The 14,459-nt window shown below is 60.0% G+C and carries 16 protein-coding genes; 14 read left to right on the top strand and 2 right to left on the bottom strand.

Annotation, left to right across the window (positions count from 1 at the left end; all coding sequences use genetic code 11):
- Positions 1 to 177: 177 nt before the first annotated feature.
- The 5 genes from rplU (at position 178) to V3W27_RS17120 (ending at position 3,922) form a co-directional block, all read left to right on the top strand.
- The gene (gene rplU / locus V3W27_RS17140) at positions 178 to 489 is read left to right on the top strand and encodes a 50S ribosomal protein L21 (RefSeq protein WP_003228361.1); all 312 of its coding nucleotides are present in this window, start codon (positions 178 to 180) and stop codon (positions 487 to 489) included.
- A 35-nt stretch (positions 490 to 524) separates the two neighbouring features.
- Positions 525 to 782 (top strand): 50S ribosomal protein L27, encoded by a 258-nt coding sequence (rpmA, locus tag V3W27_RS17135; protein WP_003228360.1) that lies wholly within the window; start codon positions 525 to 527, stop codon positions 780 to 782.
- A gap of 194 nt (positions 783 to 976) precedes the next feature.
- On the top strand, positions 977 to 2,200 hold the full coding sequence (cgtA, locus tag V3W27_RS17130) for an Obg family GTPase CgtA (RefSeq protein WP_003228358.1): 1,224 nt from the start codon (positions 977 to 979) through the stop codon (positions 2,198 to 2,200).
- Positions 2,201 to 2,323: 123 nt separating this feature from the next.
- Positions 2,324 to 3,442: a glutamate 5-kinase gene (gene proB, locus V3W27_RS17125; RefSeq protein ID WP_027612826.1), complete on the top strand. Its 1,119-nt coding sequence runs from the start codon at positions 2,324 to 2,326 to the stop codon at positions 3,440 to 3,442.
- A 12-nt stretch (positions 3,443 to 3,454) separates the two neighbouring features.
- Complete coding sequence (locus V3W27_RS17120) at positions 3,455 to 3,922, top strand: CreA family protein (RefSeq protein WP_003228353.1); 468 nt, start codon at positions 3,455 to 3,457, stop codon at positions 3,920 to 3,922.
- Between the two features lie 183 nt (positions 3,923 to 4,105).
- Here the strand turns inward: V3W27_RS17120 and rpsT are convergent, their stop codons facing one another.
- Complete coding sequence (rpsT, locus tag V3W27_RS17115) at positions 4,106 to 4,378, bottom strand: 30S ribosomal protein S20 (protein ID WP_003228351.1); 273 nt, start codon at positions 4,376 to 4,378, stop codon at positions 4,106 to 4,108.
- Positions 4,379 to 4,630: 252 nt separating this feature from the next.
- Here rpsT and murJ point away from each other — a divergent pair, with 252 nt between their 5' ends.
- The 6 genes from murJ (at position 4,631) to ispH (ending at position 12,165) form a co-directional block, all read left to right on the top strand.
- Entirely contained in the window at positions 4,631 to 6,169 is a 1,539-nt protein-coding gene (murJ, locus tag V3W27_RS17110; RefSeq protein WP_097089255.1) for a murein biosynthesis integral membrane protein MurJ, read from the top strand.
- 129 nt (positions 6,170 to 6,298) lie between these two features.
- A complete protein-coding gene (gene ribF / locus V3W27_RS17105; RefSeq protein ID WP_003228347.1) occupies positions 6,299 to 7,237 on the top strand; it encodes a bifunctional riboflavin kinase/FAD synthetase in 939 nt (312 codons plus the stop codon).
- 13 nt (positions 7,238 to 7,250) lie between these two features.
- Complete coding sequence (ileS, locus tag V3W27_RS17100; protein WP_330207126.1) at positions 7,251 to 10,082, top strand: isoleucine--tRNA ligase; 2,832 nt, start codon at positions 7,251 to 7,253, stop codon at positions 10,080 to 10,082.
- Positions 10,075 to 10,587, top strand: a complete 513-nt coding sequence (lspA, locus tag V3W27_RS17095) for a signal peptidase II (RefSeq protein WP_007963824.1) — start codon at positions 10,075 to 10,077, stop codon at positions 10,585 to 10,587. Before ileS ends, lspA begins: the two co-directional genes overlap by 8 nt.
- Before the next feature lie 7 nt (positions 10,588 to 10,594).
- Positions 10,595 to 11,032 carry an FKBP-type peptidyl-prolyl cis-trans isomerase gene (gene fkpB / locus V3W27_RS17090; RefSeq protein WP_210558657.1) on the top strand — a complete coding sequence of 146 codons (438 nt, stop codon included), beginning with the start codon at positions 10,595 to 10,597 and terminating at the stop codon, positions 11,030 to 11,032.
- 188 nt (positions 11,033 to 11,220) lie between these two features.
- On the top strand, positions 11,221 to 12,165 hold the full coding sequence (ispH, locus tag V3W27_RS17085; protein WP_097089253.1) for a 4-hydroxy-3-methylbut-2-enyl diphosphate reductase: 945 nt from the start codon (positions 11,221 to 11,223) through the stop codon (positions 12,163 to 12,165).
- Here ispH and V3W27_RS17080 read toward each other — a convergent pair.
- Positions 12,122 to 12,691 carry a GspH/FimT family pseudopilin gene (locus tag V3W27_RS17080; protein ID WP_330207125.1) on the bottom strand — a complete coding sequence of 190 codons (570 nt, stop codon included), beginning with the start codon at positions 12,689 to 12,691 and terminating at the stop codon, positions 12,122 to 12,124. The genes ispH and V3W27_RS17080 overlap by 44 nt on opposite strands.
- A 131-nt stretch (positions 12,692 to 12,822) precedes the next feature.
- Here V3W27_RS17080 and V3W27_RS17075 point away from each other — a divergent pair, with 131 nt between their 5' ends.
- The 3 genes from V3W27_RS17075 to V3W27_RS17065 are packed head-to-tail and all read left to right on the top strand — an operon-like array spanning position 12,823 to position 14,452.
- On the top strand, positions 12,823 to 13,296 hold the full coding sequence (locus tag V3W27_RS17075; protein ID WP_330207124.1) for a GspH/FimT family pseudopilin: 474 nt from the start codon (positions 12,823 to 12,825) through the stop codon (positions 13,294 to 13,296).
- On the top strand, positions 13,293 to 13,742 hold the full coding sequence (gene pilV / locus V3W27_RS17070; RefSeq protein WP_027612818.1) for a type IV pilus modification protein PilV: 450 nt from the start codon (positions 13,293 to 13,295) through the stop codon (positions 13,740 to 13,742). Before V3W27_RS17075 ends, pilV begins: the two co-directional genes overlap by 4 nt.
- Positions 13,739 to 14,452, top strand: coding sequence for a PilW family protein (locus V3W27_RS17065; protein ID WP_330207123.1), 714 nt, complete (start codon positions 13,739 to 13,741; stop codon positions 14,450 to 14,452). Before pilV ends, V3W27_RS17065 begins: the two co-directional genes overlap by 4 nt.
- The last annotated feature ends 7 nt before the right edge of the window (positions 14,453 to 14,459 follow it).

Here is a 14,459-nt window from a genome sequence, read left to right as displayed (position 1 = left end):
GCGATGGACGGCCACTTGCGTGACTCTCGCGGCTTGCGTACAATCGCGCACCCTGAACTTCCTGGGCAGCACCTGCCTTACGCAATTGCACTTGGGCCGTTCCAGCCCCATGCAGCCATGCCAGCCAATACCTCTTCTTATAAAGAGCTGGGTGAGCAGGATTATCGGAGAAATACCATGTACGCAGTAATCGTTACCGGCGGTAAGCAATACAAGGTCGCTGAAGGTGAATACCTGAAGATCGAAAAACTGGAAGTCGCTACTGGCGAATCCGTGACTTTTGACCGCGTTCTGCTGGTCGCCAATGGCGACGACGTGAACATCGGCGCACCTGTTGTTGCTGGCGCAACCGTCAAGGCTGAAGTGATCTCCCAAGGTCGTCACGATAAAGTCCGCATCATCAAGTTCCGTCGCCGTAAGCACCACATGAAGCGTATGGGCCACCGCCAGTGGTTCACCGAGATCAAAATCACCGGTATTCAGGCTTAATTACAGCCTAATTCCTCACTAGGAGAATTGAACTCATGGCACACAAAAAAGCTGGTGGTAGTACCCGTAACGGTCGCGACTCAGAAGCCAAACGCCTTGGCGTGAAGATGTATGGCGGCCAGGTCATCAAGGCCGGCAACATCATCGTGCGTCAGCGCGGCACCCAATTCCACGCTGGCTACGGCGTTGGCATGGGTAAGGATCACACCCTCTTCGCGAAAATCGAAGGCGTGATCAAGTTTGAAGTAAAAGGCGCCTTCGGTCGTCGTTACGTGAGCGTTGTCGCGGCTTAATCGCGAGATCGCTGGAAGAGCCCTGTCTTGCGACGGGGCTTTTTCGTTTGTGGGGTGAGTCTCTTGCAAAACTGTTTGTATGGGCTGTCGGCGTGCGATGCAGGTCGTGTTTTGGGGTCGCTGCGCTCATTTTTGCAAGAGTCTTATGTCTTGATTGTTTTTCGGCTCGTCCGTATGGCGAGAGGCGTTGAGTTATGAAGTTTGTAGACGAAGTATCGATCCGCGTAAAAGCTGGCGACGGCGGCAATGGCTGCATGAGTTTCCGTCGGGAAAAATTCATTGAAAACGGCGGCCCGAACGGCGGTGATGGCGGTGACGGCGGTTCCATCTACATGATGGCCGACGAAAACCTCAACACCCTGGTCGACTACCGTTACACCCGGCACTTCGATGCCGAGCGTGGCTCCAACGGCGGCAGCACCGATTGCACCGGCAAGAAAGGTGAGGACCTGATCCTGCGCGTGCCGGTCGGTACTACCGTGATCGACTCGGCCACCCAGGAAGTGATTGGCGACCTGACCAAGGCCGGCCAGAAACTGATGGTGGTGCAGGGCGGTTGGCACGGTCTGGGCAATACCCGTTTCAAATCCAGTACCAACCGTGCGCCGCGCCAGACCACTCCGGGTAAGCCGGGTGAGCAGCGTGACCTGAAACTGGAAATGAAAGTGCTGGCTGACGTTGGTCTGCTGGGCTTGCCGAATGCCGGTAAAAGTACCTTTATCCGTTCGGTGTCGGCGGCCAAGCCGAAAGTCGCCGACTACCCGTTCACCACGCTGGTGCCGAACCTGGGTGTGGTCAGCGTTGACCGCTGGAAAAGCTTCGTCATCGCCGACATTCCGGGTCTGATTGAAGGCGCTTCCGACGGTGCCGGCCTGGGTATTCGCTTCCTCAAGCACCTGGCGCGTACGCGTCTGTTGCTGCACCTCGTCGACATGGCGCCGCTGGATGACACCAGCGCACCGGATGCGGCTGAAGTGATCGTCAACGAGCTGGTCAAATTCAGTCCGTCGCTGGCTGAGCGTGATCGCTGGCTGGTGCTGAACAAGTGCGACCAGATCCTCGAAGAAGAACATGAGGAGCGCGTCAAGGAAATCGTTGATCGCCTGCAGTGGGAAGGTCCGGTCTACGTGATCTCGGCCATCGCCAAAGAAGGCACCGAGCGCCTGACCCGCGACATCATGCGTTATCTGGAAGATCGTGCCGATCGCCTGGCTAACGACCCGGCGTACAAGGAAGAGCTGGCCGATCTCGATCAGCGCATCGAAGACGAAGCCCGTGCGCAGTTGCAGGCGCTGGATGACAAGCGTGCCCTGCGTCGCAGCGGCGTGAAGTCGGTCCACGACATCGGCGACGATGACTGGGACGAAGAAGATGTGGATGATGAAGACGGTCCGGAAATCATTTACGTGCGCGACTGATTCGTTGCAGTAAACTTAAGCGCCGCTCAATCGAGCGGCGTTTTAGTATCTGGAAATCGCAAGTCACAAATAACGACATGGGCGGCGCTGGGTCGCGCTGCCCTCAGGCTAAGGTTGAAGATGATGCGGAGCAAAGTGACAGGTGCGCAGCGTTGGGTCGTGAAGATCGGCAGCGCTTTGCTGACAGCTGATGGCAAAGGGCTGGATCGTGCGGCAATGAGTGTCTGGGTCGAGCAGATGGTCGCCCTGCATGAGGCAGGTGTCGAGTTGGTGCTGGTGTCCTCCGGGGCGGTGGCTGCCGGCATGAGCCGTCTGGGCTGGACCGCACGACCCAGTGCGATGCACGAGCTCCAGGCCGCTGCTGCAATCGGCCAGATGGGCTTGGTGCAGGCCTGGGAGTCGAGCTTTGCCGAGCATGGCCGGCACACCGCGCAGATTCTCCTGACTCACGATGACCTGTCCGACCGCAAGCGCTACCTCAACGCCCGCAGCACCCTGCGTGCGCTGGTCGAGCTGAAAGTCATCCCGGTGATCAACGAAAACGACACAGTGGTCACCGACGAAATCCGTTTCGGCGACAACGATACGCTGGCGGCGCTGGTGGCCAATCTGGTCGAGGCCGATCTGCTGGTGATCCTCACCGATCGCGACGGCATGTTCGACGCTGATCCGCGCAACAACCCCGATGCGCAGCTGATTTACGAAGCGCGCGCCGATGATCCGACGCTTGATGCGGTGGCGGGCGGTACTGGTGGCGCGCTGGGGCGTGGCGGTATGCAGACCAAGCTGCGTGCGGCGCGTCTGGCGGCGCGCTCCGGGGCGCACACGATCATCGTTGGTGGGCGTCTGGAGCGAGTACTCGATCGCCTGAAGGCTGGCGAGCGCATCGGTACGCTGCTGTCGCCTGAGCGCGGCATGCTGGCGGCGCGCAAGCAGTGGCTGGCCGGGCATCTGCAAACGCGCGGCACGCTGGTGCTGGACGAAGGCGCGGTGTCGGCGTTGTCGCAGGGCAACAAGAGTCTGTTGCCGGTCGGCGTCAAATTGGTCCAGGGCAGCTTCCGCCGTGGCGAAATGGTGGTCTGCGTGGCGCCGGACGGTCGTGAGATTGCCCGTGGCCTGGCCAACTACAGTGCGCTTGAGGCGCAAAAAATCATTGGTCAGTCGTCAGATGCAATTGTCGGCGTGCTGGGCTACATGGCTGAGCCGGAACTGGTTCATCGTGACAATCTGATTCTGGTCTAAGGGAAAATACGCATGCGCATGGCTAAAGGATTGTTGGGTCTGCTGATGGCGCTGCCATTGCTGGCCTCGGCCGAGGAAATCGGTCAGGTGTCGACGGTGTTCAAGTTCGTCGGCCCGAATGACCGGATCGTGGTCGAGGCTTTCGATGATCCGAAGGTCGACGGTGTGACCTGCTACCTGTCTCGCGCCAAGACGGGTGGGGTGAAGGGGGGTCTGGGTCTGGCCGAGGATCGCGCCGAGGCGTCGATCGCCTGTCGTCAGGTCGGTCCGATCAAGTTCAAGGGCGAATTGAAGGATGGTGATGAGGTGTTCAAGGAGCGCACATCGCTGGTGTTCAAGACCATGCAGGTGGTGCGTTTCCTCGACAAGAAGCGCAATACGCTGGTGTACCTGGTTTACAGCGATCGCGTGATCGAAGGCAGCCCGCAGAATGCGGTGACCGCGATCCCGATCGTGCCGTGGGTGCCCGTCCAGCAATAACACCGCAAATCCAGAGCGTGGGAGCGGGCTTGCTCGCGAAGAGGTCGTGTCAGTCGCTAGAGATGTCGGCTGACAGATTGCATTCGCGAGCAAGCTCGCTCCCACTTTTTTGAGTGCGGGATTCACCAAATCGCAGGCAATAAAAAACCGACCCTAAGGTCGGTTTTTTAATGACTACGTCGATTAAGCAGCTTCTTTCAGTGCCTTGACGTGGCCATTCAGACGGCTCTTATGACGAGCAGCCTTGTTCTTGTGGATGATGCCTTTATCGGCCATACGGTCGATAACTGGCACAGCCAGAACGTATGCAGCTTGAGCTTTTTCAGCGTCTTTTGCGTCGATGGCCTTAACTACATTCTTGATGTAGGTACGAACCATGGAACGCAGGCTGGCGTTGTGGCTGCGACGCTTCTCAGCCTGTTTTGCACGTTTTTTGGCGGAAGGTGAGTTGGCCACCGTCGAGCTCCTCGAAAGACTTTTTAGGAAATAGCAAACAAAATAGGCCGCGAATCATGCCGATGAAGAGAAGTCTTGTCAAGGGCGCTTGAAACGTTCCGCTAAGTGGTAGGTGTAAAGAGGCGGGATATTTATTTCCGGCGCTTGACCTGTAAACTCGCGAGCTTTGGCTCTGTGCTGTTGCGGCGCAGAGTATCGCACAAGTAGGCGCATTGTTCGCCTGCTGTTTATCGACAGGCACACATTCCCTCAATGAATCTGCTCAAATCGTTGGCCGCCGTCAGCTCTATCACCATGCTTTCCCGGGTTCTCGGGTTCGTCCGTGACACGCTCATCGCTCGCACGTTCGGCGCCGGAATGGCCACGGACGCCTTCTTCATTGCCTTCAAATTGCCCAACCTGCTGCGGCGAATCTTCGCTGAGGGCGCGTTCTCGCAGGCCTTCGTACCGATTCTGGCGGAATACAAAAGTCAGCAGGGTGAAGAGGCGACCCGTACTTTTATTGCTTATGTATCGGGCCTGCTGACGCTGGTGCTGGCATTGGTCACCGCGCTGGGCATGATCGCCGCGCCGTGGGTGATCTGGGCCACGGCGCCGGGTTTTGCCGACACGCCGGAAAAATTCCAGCTCACCTCCGACCTGCTGCGGGTGACGTTCCCTTATATATTGCTGATCTCCCTGTCCTCGCTGGCCGGGGCGATCCTCAACACCTGGAACCGCTTTTCGGTGCCGGCGTTCGTGCCGACCCTGCTCAACGTCAGCATGATTGTGTTCTCGCTGTTCCTCACGCCGTATTTCGATCCGCCGGTGATGGCCCTCGGCTGGGCGGTACTGGTCGGTGGTCTGGCGCAGTTGCTCTATCAACTGCCGCACCTGAAAAAGATCGGCATGCTGGTGCTGCCGCGCCTGAATCTGCGCGATAGCGGCGTCTGGCGAGTGATGAAGCAAATGCTGCCGGCGATCATCGGTGTCTCGGTCAGCCAGATTTCGCTGATCATCAACACCATTTTTGCCTCGTTTCTGGTCGCCGGCTCGGTGTCGTGGATGTATTACGCCGACCGATTGATGGAATTGCCGTCCGGCGTGCTCGGCGTAGCGTTGGGCACGATTTTGCTGCCGACGCTGGCCAAGACTTATGCGAGCAAGGATCGCCACGAATATTCGCGGATCCTCGACTGGGGGCTGCGCCTGTGCTTCGTGCTGGTGTTGCCGTGTGCACTGGCTCTGGGAATTCTCGCCGAGCCACTGACCGTCTCATTGTTCCAGTACGGTCAATTCAGCGCGTTTGATGCGTCCATGACCCAGCGTGCGCTGATTGCCTATTCTGTCGGTCTGCTGGGGATTATCGTGATCAAGGTGCTGGCGCCGGGCTTTTATGCGCAACAGAACATCCGCACCCCGGTAAAAATCGCAATCTTCACCCTGGTGTGCACACAGCTGTTCAACCTGATGCTGATCGGCCCGCTGGCTCACGCCGGCCTGGCGCTGGCGATCAGTGCCGGTGCCTGTCTGAATGCCGGGCTGTTGTTCTATCAACTGCGCAAGCAAAAGATGTATCAGCCGCAACCAGGCTGGTACACATTTGGCTTCAAGCTGGTGGTGGCAGTGGCGGTGATGTCGGCGGTATTGCTGCTGGGCATGCATTTCATGCCGGCCTGGGATCAGGGGCACATGCTGGAGCGCTTTCTGCGTCTGGGGGCGCTGGTGGTTGCTGGTGTGGTGGCGTATTTCGGTATGTTGCTGCTGCTCGGTTTCCGTCTGCGCGATTTCAATCGCAAGGCGTTGAGCTGAGGTTTCAGCCTTTATAACCGGGCACGGGCCGGCAGTTTTGTCGGCTCGATCACTTTGCGTTACGGTGTTGCCTGTCGTCGACCGTCGGGTGTGGTTATAATCGACCACTTTATGAGCAAGAAGCGCGTTATGCAGCTGGTTCGAGGCCTCCACAACTTGCGCCCCCAGCATCGGGGCTGCGTCGCCACTATTGGCAACTTTGACGGTGTTCACCGTGGTCACCAGGCTATCCTGGCCCGGCTGCGTGAGCGTGCGCTCGAGTTGGGCGTACCCAGCTGCGTGGTGATTTTCGAGCCGCAGCCACGGGAATTCTTTGCCCCGGAGACCGCTCCGGCGCGTCTGGCCCGCTTGCGTGACAAGCTGCAGCTGCTGGCCGCCGAAGGCGTTGACCGGGTGCTGTGCCTGGCATTCAACCAGCGCCTGAGCAAGCTCAGTGCCAGTGAATTCGTCGATACCATCCTGGTGGACGGTCTCGGCGTGCAGCATCTGGAAGTCGGCGACGATTTCCGCTTCGGCTGCGATCGCCTCGGCGATTTCGATTTCCTGTTGCAGGCCGGCCAGGTTCACGGTTTTACCGTGGAAGCCGCGCAAACCGTCGAGCTGGACGGCATTCGCGTCAGCAGCACTCAGGTGCGCAACGCGTTGGCCGCGGCCGATTTTGCCTTGGCCGAACGCTTGCTCGGCCGCCCGTACCGGATCGCCGGTCGCGTGCTGCACGGTCAGAAACTGGCCCGGCAACTGGGTACGCCCACTGCCAACATTCAACTCAAGCGCCGTCGCGTACCGTTCACCGGGGTTTACCTGGTGGATGTGGACATCGATGGCAAGACCTGGCCCGGCGTCGCCAATATCGGCGTGCGGCCTACGGTCCAAGGTGACGGCAAAGCCCACCTTGAAGTTCATCTACTGGATTTTGCCGGCGATCTGTATGACCGGCGTCTGACGGTGGTTTTCCACCAAAAGCTGCGTGAAGAGCAGCGTTTCGCCTCCCTGGAGGCACTGAAAACGGCGATCAACGCGGATGTCGCCGCCGCCCGTGCACTAGCCGCACCTAGCGCCCATCGCTAATGAAGAGCCTTAAATGACCGACTATAAAGCCACGCTAAACCTTCCGGACACCGCCTTCCCAATGAAGGCCGGCCTGCCACAGCGCGAACCGCAGATCCTGCAGCGCTGGGACAGTATTGGCCTGTACGGAAAGTTGCGCGAGATTGGCAAGGATCGTCCGAAGTTCGTCCTGCACGACGGCCCTCCGTACGCCAACGGCACGATCCACATCGGTCACGCACTGAACAAGATTCTCAAGGACATGATCATCCGCTCGAAGACCCTGTCGGGTTTCGACGCGCCGTATGTTCCGGGCTGGGACTGCCACGGCCTGCCGATCGAGCACAAGGTTGAAGTGACTCACGGCAAGAACCTGGGCGCGGACAAGACCCGCGAGCTGTGCCGTGCCTACGCCACCGAGCAGATCGAAGGGCAGAAGAGCGAATTCATCCGTCTCGGCGTGCTGGGCGACTTCGCCAACCCGTACAAGACCATGGACTTCAAGAACGAGGCCGGTGAAATCCGCGCCCTCGCCGAAATCGTCAAGGGCGGTTTCGTGTTCAAGGGCCTCAAGCCGGTGAACTGGTGCTTCGATTGCGGTTCGGCGCTGGCCGAAGCCGAAGTCGAGTACGAGAACAAGAAGTCCTCGACCATCGACGTGGCGTTCCCGATCGCCGACGAAGCCAAACTGGCCGCCGCGTTCGGTCTGCCGTCGCTGGGCAAGCCTGCCTCGATCGTGATCTGGACCACCACCCCGTGGACCATCCCGGCCAACCAGGCATTGAACGTTCACCCTGAGTTCAATTACGCCCTGGTTGATATCGGCGACAAGCTGCTGGTGCTGGCTGAAGAGCTGGTTGAATCCTGCCTGTCGCGTTACGGCGTTGAAGGCTCGGTCATCGCGACCACCACCGGTAAAGAGCTGGAACTGATCAACTTCCGTCACCCGTTCTACGACCGCCTGTCGCCGGTGTACCTGGCTGACTACGTCGAACTGGGCGCTGGCACCGGCGTGGTTCACTCCGCCCCGGCCTACGGTGTGGACGACTTCGTGACCTGCAAGAAGTACGGCATGGTCAACGATGACATCCTCAATCCGGTACAAAGCAACGGCGTGTACGTGCCGTCGCTGGAGTTTTTTGGCGGCCAGTTCATCTGGAAGGCCAACCCGGCCATCGTCGAAAAACTCACCGAAGTCGGTGCGCTGCTGCACACCACCGTCATCGAACACAGCTACATGCATTGCTGGCGCCACAAAACCCCGCTGATCTACCGCGCCACCGCGCAGTGGTTCATCGGCATGGACAAGGAGCCGGTCAGCGGCGACACCCTGCGCGTGCGCTCGCTCAAAGCCATCGAAGACACCAAGTTCGTTCCGGCCTGGGGCCAGGCGCGCCTGCACTCGATGATCGCCAACCGTCCGGACTGGTGCATCTCCCGTCAGCGCAACTGGGGCGTTCCGATCCCGTTCTTCCTGAACAAGGAAAGCGGCGAACTGCACCCACGTACCGTCGAGCTGATGGAAGAAGTCGCCAAGCGCGTTGAAGTCGAAGGCATCGAAGCCTGGTTCAAGCTCGACGCCGCCGAACTGCTGGGCGACGAAGCGCCGCTGTACGACAAGATCAGCGATACCCTCGACGTGTGGTTCGACTCGGGCACCACCCACTGGCACGTGCTGCGCGGTTCGCACCCGATGGGTCACGAAACCGGCCCGCGCGCCGACCTGTACCTGGAAGGTTCCGACCAGCACCGCGGCTGGTTCCACTCGTCGCTGTTGACCGGTTGCGCCATCGACAACCACGCACCGTACCGCGAGCTGCTGACCCACGGCTTCACCGTCGATGAGTCCGGCCGCAAGATGTCCAAATCGCTGGGCAACGTGATTGCGCCGCAGAAAGTCAACGACACCCTGGGCGCCGACATCATGCGTCTGTGGGTCGCGTCGACCGACTACTCCGGCGAAATGGCCGTGTCCGAGCAGATCCTGCAGCGCAGCGCGGACGCCTATCGTCGTATCCGTAACACCGCGCGTTTCCTGCTTTCCAACCTGACCGGTTTCAACCCGGCCACCGACCTGCTGCCGGCTGAAGACATGCTCGCACTGGATCGCTGGGCGGTGGATCGCACGCTGCTGCTGCAACGCGAATTGCAAGAGCACTACGGCGAATACCGTTTCTGGAACGTCTACTCGAAGATCCACAACTTCTGCGTGCAGGAGCTGGGTGGTTTCTATCTCGACATCATCAAGGATCGCCAGTACACCACCGGTGCCGACAGCAAGGCACGTCGCTCGTGCCAGACCGCGCTGTTCCACATCTCCGAAGCGCTGGTACGCTGGATCGCGCCGATCCTGGCGTTCACCGCCGACGAGCTGTGGCAGTACCTGCCGGGCGAGCGCAACGAATCGGTGATGCTCAACACCTGGTACGAAGGTCTGACCGAGTTGCCGGAAGGCTTCGAGCTGGGTCGCGCGTACTGGGATCGCATCATGGAAGTGAAGGTAGCGGTCAACAAAGAGATGGAAATCCAGCGTGCGGCCAAAGCCGTCGGTGGCAACCTGCAGGCCGAAGTGACGCTGTTCGCCGAAGAGGCGCTGAGTGCCGACCTGGCCAAGCTGAGCAACGAGCTGCGCTTTGTATTGATCACCTCCACTGCCAGCGTGGCACCTTTCGTTCAGGCACCTGCGGACGCGGTAGCCACCGAAGTCAGCGGCCTGAAACTGAAGATCGTCAAATCGGCCTTCCCGAAATGCGCCCGTTGCTGGCACTGCCGCGAAGACGTCGGCGTGAACCCGGAGCATCCGGAAATCTGCGGTCGTTGCGTCGACAACATCAGCGGCGCCGGCGAGGTTCGTCACTATGCCTAACGCCGTTGGCCGTTTCGGACGGTTGAGCTGGCTCTGGTTGAGTTTGCTGGTTCTGGTCATCGACCAGGCCAGCAAGTTCTACTTCGAAGGCAAGCTCGAAATGTTCCAGCAGATCGTGATCATTCCCGATTACTTCAGCTGGACGCTGGCCTACAACACCGGCGCGGCCTTCAGCTTCCTGGCTGACAGCTCCGGCTGGCAGCGCTGGCTGTTCGCCCTGATCGCGATTGTGGTCAGTGCGGTGCTGGTGGTCTGGCTCAAGCGTCTGGGCCGCAACGATACCTGGCTGGCTGTCGCACTGGCACTGGTGCTGGGCGGTGCGCTGGGCAATCTGTATGACCGCATTGCCCTGGGCCATGTGATCGACTTCATTCTGGTGCACTGGCAAAACCGCTGGTACTTCCCGGCGTTCAACTTTGCCGACAGCGCCATCACCGTCGGTGCGGTGATGCTGGCACTGGACATGTTCAAAAGTAAGAAAACCGGAGAAGCCGTTCATGACTGAACAGGTATTGGCTGAGCAACGCATCGGCCAGAACACGGAAGTCACTTTGCACTTTGCATTGCGCCTGGAGAACGGCGACACGGTCGACAGCACGTTCGACAAGGCTCCGGCGACCTTCAAGGTCGGCGACGGCAACCTGCTGCCGGGTTTCGAAGCGGCATTGTTCGGCTTCAAGGCCGGCGACAAGCGTACGCTGACCGTCGAGCCGGAAAACGCTTTCGGCCAGCCGAACCCGCAAAACGTACAGATCATCCCGCGTTCGCAGTTCGTCGACATGGAGTTGTCGCCGGGTTTGCTGGTGATCTTCAATGATGCGGCCAATACTGAGCTGCCGGGTGTGGTGAAAGAGTTCGATGACGCGCAAGTGACCATCGACTTCAACCACCCGCTGGCCGGCAAGACGCTGACCTTTGACGTCGAGATCATCAGCGTCAAAGCGATCTGAGTACACCGCAGAACAATGGTGGGAGCGGGCTTGCTCGCGAATGCTGACTGACATTCAACATAGAAGTTGTCTGACACACTGCTTTCGCGAGCAAGCCCGCTCCCACATTGGATTTTTGCTGGATTTGAGCAATTGTGCTCGATCAGCAGGACGTAAATTTATTTCGCGCGCAAGACACGAGGCACAGCATGCAAATCAAACTCGCCAACCCCCGTGGCTTCTGCGCCGGTGTGGACCGGGCGATCGAAATCGTCAACCGCGCCCTGGAAGTTTTCGGGCCGCCGATCTACGTGCGTCATGAAGTGGTGCACAACAAGTTCGTGGTCGAAGACCTGCGCAGCCGTGGCGCGATTTTCGTCGAGGAACTGGATCAGGTGCCGGACGACGTCATCGTGATCTTCAGTGCCCACGGCGTTTCTCAAGCCGTACGCAGCGAAGCCGCCGGCCGTGGCCTGAAGGTTTTCGACGCCACTTGCCCGCTGGTGACCAAGGTGCACATCGAAGTCGCGAAATACAGCCGCGACGGACGTGAGTGCATCCTGATCGGCCACGCCGGTCACCCGGAAGTCGAAGGCACCATGGGCCAGTACGACGCCAGCAATGGCGGCGCGATCTACCTCGTCGAAGACGAGAAAGACGTCGCCGAACTGCAAGTGCGTGACCCGGAAAGACTGGCGTTCGTGACCCAGACCACCCTGTCGATGGACGACACCAGTCGCGTGATTGATGCCCTGCGCACACGTTTCCCAGCCATCGGTGGCCCGCGCAAGGACGACATCTGCTACGCCACGCAAAACCGTCAGGACGCGGTCAAGCAACTGGCCGACGAATGCGACGTGGTGTTGGTGGTGGGCAGTCCGAACAGCTCCAACTCCAACCGACTGCGTGAGCTGGCCGAACGCATGGCCACGCCGGCCTACCTGATCGACGGCGCCGAAGACCTGCAGAAGAGCTGGTTCGAGGGTGTCGAGCGCATCGGCATCACCGCCGGTGCTTCCGCGCCGGAAGTGCTGGTGCGCGGCGTGATCCAGCAATTGCAAGCCTGGGGCGCGACCGGTGCCGATGAACTGGCCGGCCGCGAAGAGAACATCACGTTCTCGATGCCGAAAGAGCTGCGCGTCCGCTCGATCTGACGCTCTTCGCCTTCAGGCACAGCGCCTGCTCAGCCTTCGCGCTGGTCAGGCGCACCCGGCCGGTTGCCGCCAGCACCACCTGGCGCTGGCTGACCGGCTCGCGTGCCGAACAGATATGTAAAGTCCCTGCCTGAAACGCCCGCCCGGGCATCAGCGGTTGTCCAAGACTGCTGAAACGTACATAACGACTGACCAGCCAATTGCCGACGATCGGTGTCCGCCCGTCACTCGCGTGCTCCAGCAGCAGTGGGTTGCTGCTGTCCAGCGACCCCTTGCCGCTGATATCCAGAATGATCCGCCAGCCCTGACTCCAGTCGCCATTGATGCCATGGATCACCACGCTCTGATTGCGCGTGATGGCCAGGGTGCGGGCGTTGCGAATGCCTTCAACCAGTGACCGCGCCGCCTGGTCGCGCTGAGTCGACTCGGTGAAGGCGGCGAACGCCGGACTGACCAGCGCCAGAACAATTGCGCCAATTGCCAGTCCCATAAGCAATTCGAGCAGGCTGAAACCCTGTTGCGGCATGACAACTCCCTCCGTGGAGCATGAAGCCCGGCGCGATCCTTTTCGCCGTGCAGGGCAAATCAACCGACGCGGGCCGGTTGAATGTTCTAGTTTGTAGAAGCAGGTATAGCCGACGGCAACGGAGGGCATCGATGGATCTTCGTACAAAAGGTTTCACGCTGCCCGAGTTGTTGGCTGCGGTAGCGGTGATGGTGATCCTCATCACCCTGGCGGTGCCGGGTTTTACCCGCTCGATCCAGAGCAGCAAGGCCGACACGGAAATGGGCGACCTGCAGCGCGCCATCAACTATGCCCGGCTGGAGGCGATTGATCGCGGCGTGACCACGCGCTTGCGCCCGAGCGCCGGCGGCGGCGTGTGGACCGGCGAATTGTCGGTCTACGACAGTACTGGAACACCGGCCAATGTATTGCGGGTTGTTCCAGCGATGAGCAGCGGCGCGACTCTGACGCTACCCTCAGGAGTGACCGCACTGGATTTCAATAATCTGGGTGGCCTGGCGGCGCCGTCGACAGCGGTGGTCATCAGTTACGTACTGGGAACGCAAAGCAGGACGCTGAACGTGTGTCTGAATGGACGAATTCAATTGGGTGGAAGTTGCGGATGAGGGCAGGGAGCACACAGGCACAGGAGGGCATGTCGCTGATCGAAGTGCTGGTCGCGTTGCTGATTCTGACCGTCGGGATATTGGGCGCGGCTGCTGTTCAAGTGAATGCGCTGAAGTACACCGACAGTTCGCGAATGACCAGTCAGGCCAGCTTCATCGCCTACGACATGATGGACCGCATCCGTGCCAACTCCGCCGCTGATTACACCGTCACGCCGCCGACCTCGGGCAACCTCAGCGTGGCGCGCGATCAGGATCTCTACGATTTCACCACCAACATCGTCAATTTCGGCGGGCCAACCGCCACCGGCACGATCACCCGCAATCAGCGGGTGTACACCATCACCATCAACTGGAATGACTCACGGGCCGCGAATGCCACCGGTACCACGCGCAGTTTCGTCCTGACCAGCCGTGCAACGGTCGATCCGGTGGCCACGCCATGAAGCATGATCAGCGGGGGTTCGGCCTGATCGAAATGCTCATCGCGCTAGCGCTTGGGCTGATCATCGTACTGGGGGTGGTGCAGACGTTCCTTGCAGCCAAAAACACTTACGTCAGCCAGAACACCGCCGCTGCGATGCAGGAAGACGCACGTTTTGTCCTGAGCAAGATGATTCAGGAACTGCGCATGGTCGGCATGTTCGGCTGTCTGGGCACGATTACTGACGCGAGCTCGGCGGGGGATTTCAACGCGGCGCAGATCATCCCGATCAGTTGGGACAACAGCAACCTCAAGCTGACTCTGGTTACCGCCGATGTCGGCGGCAGTGGTGGCACGCCGACCTGGACGGTGGTCTCCGATTGCCGCAACAGTGCCACGGCCTATACCGGGTTGCGGGCGGCAGCGAGCGGGCAGATCGCTTTTCCGATCCGCCGCTTGATCTACAGCTTCAGCAACAACCAGATTCTCATGGGCACCGGCAGCGGCACTCCGACCCAGCAGGTGCTGGTGAACAATGTCAGTGCGTTCAGCGTTATGTTCGGTCTGGCGACGTCCGCCACTGACGTCGCGGCGTCCTCCTACAGCGCCAACCCCAGTGACCCGGCGCGCATCCGCAGTGTGCGCCTGAGCCTGACCCTCACCGACCCGAACAACCGGGTGGCCAATCAAACCTTCAACGTGGTTGCCGCTTTGCGCAACCGCTTGCAGTGAGGCCGGA

Origin of the sequence: Pseudomonas sp. AM14(2022), assembly GCF_036346455.1 — a bacterium.
Taxonomy (GTDB): Bacteria; Pseudomonadota; Gammaproteobacteria; order Pseudomonadales; family Pseudomonadaceae; genus Aquipseudomonas; species Aquipseudomonas putida_A.
The sequence above is the reverse complement of the archived record's forward strand: the minus strand, read 5'-3'. Positions and strand labels throughout refer to the sequence as shown.

Coding starts and splice junctions, on each gene's coding strand:
- ribF (WP_003228347.1), top strand. CDS start 6,299: ATGCAGCTGGTTCGAGGCCTCCACAACTTGCGCCCCCAGCATCGGGGC.
- lspA (WP_007963824.1), top strand. CDS start 10,075: ATGCCTAACGCCGTTGGCCGTTTCGGACGGTTGAGCTGGCTCTGGTTG.
- rplU (WP_003228361.1), top strand. CDS start 178: ATGTACGCAGTAATCGTTACCGGCGGTAAGCAATACAAGGTCGCTGAA.
- cgtA (WP_003228358.1), top strand. CDS start 977: ATGAAGTTTGTAGACGAAGTATCGATCCGCGTAAAAGCTGGCGACGGC.
- V3W27_RS17075 (WP_330207124.1), top strand. CDS start 12,823: ATGGATCTTCGTACAAAAGGTTTCACGCTGCCCGAGTTGTTGGCTGCG.
- proB (WP_027612826.1), top strand. CDS start 2,324: ATGCGGAGCAAAGTGACAGGTGCGCAGCGTTGGGTCGTGAAGATCGGC.
- pilV (WP_027612818.1), top strand. CDS start 13,293: ATGAGGGCAGGGAGCACACAGGCACAGGAGGGCATGTCGCTGATCGAA.
- ispH (WP_097089253.1), top strand. CDS start 11,221: ATGCAAATCAAACTCGCCAACCCCCGTGGCTTCTGCGCCGGTGTGGAC.
- rpmA (WP_003228360.1), top strand. CDS start 525: ATGGCACACAAAAAAGCTGGTGGTAGTACCCGTAACGGTCGCGACTCA.
- V3W27_RS17065 (WP_330207123.1), top strand. CDS start 13,739: ATGAAGCATGATCAGCGGGGGTTCGGCCTGATCGAAATGCTCATCGCG.
- ileS (WP_330207126.1), top strand. CDS start 7,251: ATGACCGACTATAAAGCCACGCTAAACCTTCCGGACACCGCCTTCCCA.
- V3W27_RS17080 (WP_330207125.1), bottom strand. CDS start 12,691: ATGCCGCAACAGGGTTTCAGCCTGCTCGAATTGCTTATGGGACTGGCA.
- murJ (WP_097089255.1), top strand. CDS start 4,631: ATGAATCTGCTCAAATCGTTGGCCGCCGTCAGCTCTATCACCATGCTT.
- V3W27_RS17120 (WP_003228353.1), top strand. CDS start 3,455: ATGCGCATGGCTAAAGGATTGTTGGGTCTGCTGATGGCGCTGCCATTG.